Raw genomic sequence first — 5,285 nt, forward strand, 5'->3', positions numbered from 1 at the left:
CCGCCGGCCGCAGGCGCGACGGGTGCGGCCGAGGCGGGTGGGGCGGCCCGCTCCTCGGGCTGGGCGGGCGGCGCGGCGGCGGCTCCGCGGCAGCGCACGACGACCCGGGCGGTCGCCAGTCGTGCCCGGGCACTGGTGGCGCTCACCCGCATCGGCAGGTCGCGCCCGGCCTGCGCGGCGGTGCAGCCGACGATCGCCGACGTCGCCAGCCCCACGCTGCGCCGCACGTCGAGGGCGGCGCTGCGCGGCCCGGTCCACCGCCAGGAGGCGGCGCCGGAGGCCGTCAGAGTCGCCGATCCGGGCTGCTGCTGGGCGAGCAGGACGCGGGCGACGGCGTCGGCGATGCGGGAGACCCCGGAGGTGCGGCCCGAGGGCACCGAGCACACGAGCGGTGCGCCGGCCGGGATCTCGACGGTCCCGTTGCCCAGGCAGTCGACGCCGCCGGCCGGTGCGCGGGTGTCGGTGGCGGCGGCGAGGGCGCTGAGGTCGTCGCGGGCGGGGGTCGGGACCGTGGTGCCGGCCGCGTCCGCGGCGCTCACCTCGGTCGCCCGCCCGGGCACGCCGTCGTCGCCGATGTCGCGGGCGATCTCCAGGCCGATCGTGTGGATGTGCCGGGTCGCGAGGTCGGTGAACACCTGCGTGCGCGTCGGTGCGTCGGCGTCCCCCTCGTCGGCGAACCCGGTGTCGGTGACGACCAGGACGAGCCGCAGCGCGCCCGGCCGCCAGGTGGGGTCCTGGCCGGGCGCGATGTCGGGTCCGGTGGTGCCGCGCAGCCCGGCCCCGGTCGCGACCTGGTCGAGGGCCATGAGGTGGGCCTCCGCGCCGCCCCCGGTGCGCAGCGAGGCGAAGCCGCGTCCCAGGGCCGGGCCCGGGCGCGCGAGGTCGACCCACCGCCGGTAGCGGCGTCCGCCGTCGCTGGTGCCGAGCTCCCCGAGCCCGTACCACGCGTCGATGCCCGCGCCGGCGACGCGCTCCACCAGGCCGCCGAGGCCGTCGGCGAGGGCATCGATGTCGGCATCGAAGCTGGTCGAGGTGTCGAGGAGGAAGTACACGTCGAGAGGGCGGGCCCGCGGCGGCGCGGTGAGCCGCAGATCGACCGGGCGGGAGCTCCCGGCCGGCACGGTCACCACCGTCGGTGCGCGCAGCACGCCCGTCGTCCGGACCGGTCCGACCGTCTCCAGCGTCGGTCCGGTGCTCGCACCGCCGGCGGTCGCGCCGGGTGGGCGCAGGCCGCGGGGGGTGTAGGTGACGAGGTCGGTGCGGGTGCGCAGGTGGAACGAGCCGGCGTCGTCCGCCTGGACGCCGAGCACCGGCGGCAGCGCGGGCTTGTCGAGGGCCCGTACCCGGGCGCGGCCCTTCGGGTCGACGTCGATGCGGTAGAGGCCGACGTCCGGGTGGTTGGAGGGGGAGCCGGCGTCCCAGGTGGCCAGCACGGCGCTCGTGCGCACCGCACTCCATGCGGCCTGCCAGGTCTGTCCCTTGATCCGCCCCGCCGGCACCGGGGTCTGCACGGGTGCGGCGCCGAAGCCCTCGACCTGGATCGCGGTGATCTGGTCGCTGGCGTAGGCCGCGTGGGTGGTGAGGAGCCGGGTGGTGCGGGTCTGGCCGCCGTCGAGGTAGGGCCCGGCCCAGAAGCCGGTGACGGTGCCGTCACGCTGCCAGGTCAGGCCGCCGTCGGTGGAGCGCACGGGGTACTGGGTCTGGCCGCGCAGCAGGGCGGGGTCGTGCGGATCGACGCTCAGCTCCCGGATGACCGGGACGTCGCTCTCGCCCGCCACCGGGGCGGCCGGCGGCGGGAGCGGGAGCCAGGTGGCGCCGGCGTCGAGGGTGCGCACCAGTCCCACGTCGGTGGGCAGGTAGGCCTGCGCCGGGGCACTGGGCACGAGCGCGAGGCGCCCGGTCGGTGCGGGCAGATCGGGTGAGGAGGTCCACGTGCGGCCGGCGTCCGAGCTGTGCAGGACCGTCCCGACCAGTCCGCGCCGGTCGGTCACCGCGGACGGGCCGTAGGGGTTCGCGATCACCGACGCGGCACCCGCCACGGGCAGGTCGGGTGTCGCGGTGAGCACGACCGCCCAGACCGAGGTGGGGTCGCGGGGGTGGACGGAGAGTTCGACGATGCGCGAGGTGCCGGTGGGGCCGGGATCGATGCGATGGATCTCCTGCCAGGTGCAGCCGTCGAGGGTGCGCAGGATGACGGTGCCGTTGGAGACGTACGCGGTGGTGGGGTTGGCGGGGTCGACGGCAGCGGCGCTCAGCGTGGCCTCGCCCGTGGGGAAGGCGGGCGCGGGCCGGGTGCGCCAGGTGCCGGTCGCGGTGGTCTGGGTCGTCCCGCACCGCGGGCCCGCCCCGGCCGCCGAGGCGGCCGGGGCGGACAGGGGTGCGAGGGGGACGCCGGCCCCGACCGCTGCGGCGAGCAGGGTCAGGGCGGCGACGAGCCGGGCTGGAGGTGACAGCCGGAACGGGATCCCCACGCGGGGGGTGCTGGTCGTACGGATGGTCGTACGGATGGTCGTACGGAGCGTCGTGCTGATGCCGGTGCGGCGGTCAGCGCGGGACGACGGCGCAGTAGACGCCCTCGACCGCGTGCACCGGCTCGCCGGCCGCGCCGAGCCGCTCGTGGGCGGTGTGGATGACGCGGGCGACGGGGTCGGAGCAGACGGGGGCCTCGGCCGAGGCGGTGCCGGCGAGCGGGACCGAGAGGGCGAGGGTGGCGCCGGCGATGCCGGAGGCGAGGAGCAGGTGGCGGATCACGGGGTTCCTTGTCGATCGGAGGTGGGGTCTCCCTCCCCGCCCCGGACGCTAGATGAGAATGATTTTCATCCGCAATGAGGTCGGGGGTATCGCGCGGCGTGGTCCGGCTCACATGCGATCCTGGGGTCGTGAGGGGACGGGGTGCGGGACGTGGGATCGGGCGCGGTCGAGGGACTGGACGGGGGAGCGGCCGCCGCGGGCTGCGGCGGCGCCTCGGACCGACGGTGTGGTCGATCTGCTCGGTGCTGGCCGTCGTGCTGGCGACCGGGGCGCTGCTCATCGCGCTCGACGCCCCGCGGGCCAACGCCGTCGTCGAGACCGTCCTGAAGGTCGCCGACGCCGTCGACCTCGGGGTCTTCTCCCGTGTCGACGGGATCGTGCGGTTCGAGGGCGCCGACGCCGCGACCCGCGATGCCCTGGCCAACTGGGGACTCGGTGCTGTCTTCTATGTGGTGATGGGCCGCGTGCTCGAACGAGTTCTGCGATCCTGATCCACGCCGCCACGCACCACCCGCAAGCAGTCAGCAGCATCCCTTCGGTACGCCGTCGGGGCGCGGCACACTGGAGACGACCCCGACAGCGACGGTGACAGTGGCGCTGTCAGCCATGTGACGCTCCCCACCCGCACATCCTCGTGTGCGAGAAGGTGACCGAGCGGTAACCTCACGATCACATCCGAGTGCACAGGAGGGGCCCTAACCGGCCGATCACCACCATGAACATTGTTGTCTGTGTGAAGTACGTCCCCGACGCCACCGCCGACCGGAAGTTCGAGTCCGACAACACCGTCGACCGCGTCGGCGTCGACGGCCTGCTCTCCGAGCTCGACGAGTACGCCGTCGAGCAGGCCCTCCAGCTCAAGGAGAAGGGCGGCGACGACATCGAGGTGACCGCGCTGTGCGTGGGTCCGGAGAAGGGCGTCGACGCCGTCCGCAAGGCGCTCCAGATGGGTGTCGACAAGGGCATCCACGTCGTCGACGACGCCATCGCCGGCTCCGACGCGATCGCCACCTCGCTCGTGCTCGCCAAGGCCATCGAGAAGATCGGCGTCCCGGACCTCGTGATGTGCGGCATGGCCTCGACCGACGCCGGCATGAGCGTCGTCCCGGCGATGCTCGCCGAGCGCCTCGACCTCCCGCAGGTCACCTTCGCCGCCCAGATCGAGACCCAGGGCGACCAGGTCCGCATCAAGCGCGACGGCGACACCGCCACCGAGGTCATCGGCGGCACCATGCCGCTGGTCCTCTCGGTCACCGACCAGACCGGCGAGGCCCGCTACCCCTCCTTCAAGGGCATCATGGCGGCGAAGAAGAAGCCGCTCGAGACCTGGTCGCTCTCCGACATCGGCGTCGACGCCTCGCAGGTCGGCCTGTCGGTCTCGTGGACCGCCGTCGAGGAGACCGCCGCCCGCCCGCCGCGCACCGCCGGCGAGATCGTCAAGGACGAGGACGGCGCCGGCGCCACCGCGCTGGTCGGCTTCCTGGCGTCCAAGAAGTTCATCTGACGCCCCCCGCGCGCGAGAGAAGAAGGAATCCCCATGTCTGAAGTCCTGGTCCTCGTCGACCACGTCGGCGGCGCCGTCCGCAAGCCGACCCTCGAGCTGCTCGCGATCGCCAAGCGCATCGGCTCGCCCTCCGCGGTGCTCATCGCCAGCGCCGACCAGACCGCCGGTGCGGTCGAGAAGCTGAAGGCCTTCGGTGCCGAGAAGATCTACGTCGTCGACGACGCGCAGATCAAGGGCTACCTCGTGGCCCCCAAGGCCGAGGTCCTCCAGCAGCTGATCGAGAAGACCTCGCCGGCCGCCGTCCTCATCGTCTCGGGCTACGAGGGCAAGGAGATCGCGGGTCGCCTCGCGATCAAGACCGGCTCGGGCCTGATCACCGACGCCGTCGACGTCGACGCCGACGGCACCACGACCCAGTCGGTCTTCGCGGGCAACTTCACCGCCAAGGCCAAGGTCACCACCGGCACCCCGATCATCACCGTGAAGCCGAACTCGGCCGCTCCGGAGGAGACCGCCGGCGCCGGCGCCGTCGAGGAGTTCGCGGCCACCATCTCCGACGCCGCCAAGAAGGCCCAGATCGTGGCCTCCCAGCCGCGTCAGGCCTCGGGTCGCCCCGAGCTCACCGAGGCCGCGATCGTGGTCTCCGGTGGTCGTGGCACCGGCGGCAACTTCGAGCCGATCGAGGGCCTCGCCGACGCGCTCGGTGCCGCCGTCGGCGCCTCGCGTGCCGCCGTCGACTCCGGCTGGAAGCCGCACAGCTTCCAGGTCGGCCAGACCGGCAAGGTCGTCTCGCCGCAGCTCTACGTGGCCAACGGCATCTCCGGTGCCATCCAGCACCGCGCCGGCATGCAGACCTCCAAGACGATCGTCGCGGTCAACAAGGACGAGGAGGCGCCGATCTTCGAGCTCGTCGACTTCGGCGTCGTCGGCGACCTGCACGCCGTCCTGCCCAAGGCGACCGAGGAGATCAACGCCCGCAAGGGCTGATCGCCACCGGCGTCCCGCACGTACGCAGAACCCCCGCCCGGCT

At 73.8% G+C, this 5,285-nt stretch carries 5 protein-coding genes; 3 read left to right on the forward strand and 2 right to left on the reverse strand.

The genetic code is table 11. The features are described 5' to 3' along the window. On the reverse strand, nucleotides 1-2,471 hold a 2,471-nt coding region (locus ABD671_RS05930), incomplete at its 3' end, for a WD40/YVTN/BNR-like repeat-containing protein (RefSeq protein WP_344732339.1). A gap of 73 nt (nucleotides 2,472-2,544) precedes the next feature. Further along, on the reverse strand, nucleotides 2,545-2,751 hold the full coding sequence (locus ABD671_RS05935) for a hypothetical protein (protein ID WP_344732340.1): 207 nt from the start codon (nucleotides 2,749-2,751) through the stop codon (nucleotides 2,545-2,547). A gap of 224 nt (nucleotides 2,752-2,975) precedes the next feature. On the opposite strand from ABD671_RS05935, the gene ABD671_RS05940 reads away from it, so the two are divergent. The 3 genes from ABD671_RS05940 to ABD671_RS05950 all read left to right on the forward strand — a co-directional run bounded on the left by ABD671_RS05940 (nucleotide 2,976) and on the right by ABD671_RS05950 (nucleotide 5,242). Beyond that, the gene (locus ABD671_RS05940; RefSeq protein WP_344732341.1) at nucleotides 2,976-3,242 is read left to right on the forward strand and encodes a hypothetical protein; all 267 of its coding nucleotides are present in this window, start codon (nucleotides 2,976-2,978) and stop codon (nucleotides 3,240-3,242) included. Nucleotides 3,243-3,466: 224 nt separating this feature from the next. Then, complete coding sequence (locus tag ABD671_RS05945) at nucleotides 3,467-4,255, forward strand: electron transfer flavoprotein subunit beta/FixA family protein (protein WP_344732342.1); 789 nt, start codon at nucleotides 3,467-3,469, stop codon at nucleotides 4,253-4,255. A gap of 33 nt (nucleotides 4,256-4,288) precedes the next feature. Then, a complete protein-coding gene (locus ABD671_RS05950) occupies nucleotides 4,289-5,242 on the forward strand; it encodes an electron transfer flavoprotein subunit alpha/FixB family protein (RefSeq protein WP_344732343.1) in 954 nt (317 codons plus the stop codon). Nucleotides 5,243-5,285: the final 43 nt, after the last annotated feature.

It is taken from the genome of Nocardioides fonticola, from assembly GCF_039536805.1.
GTDB lineage: Bacteria > Actinomycetota > Actinomycetes > Propionibacteriales > Nocardioidaceae > Nocardioides > Nocardioides fonticola.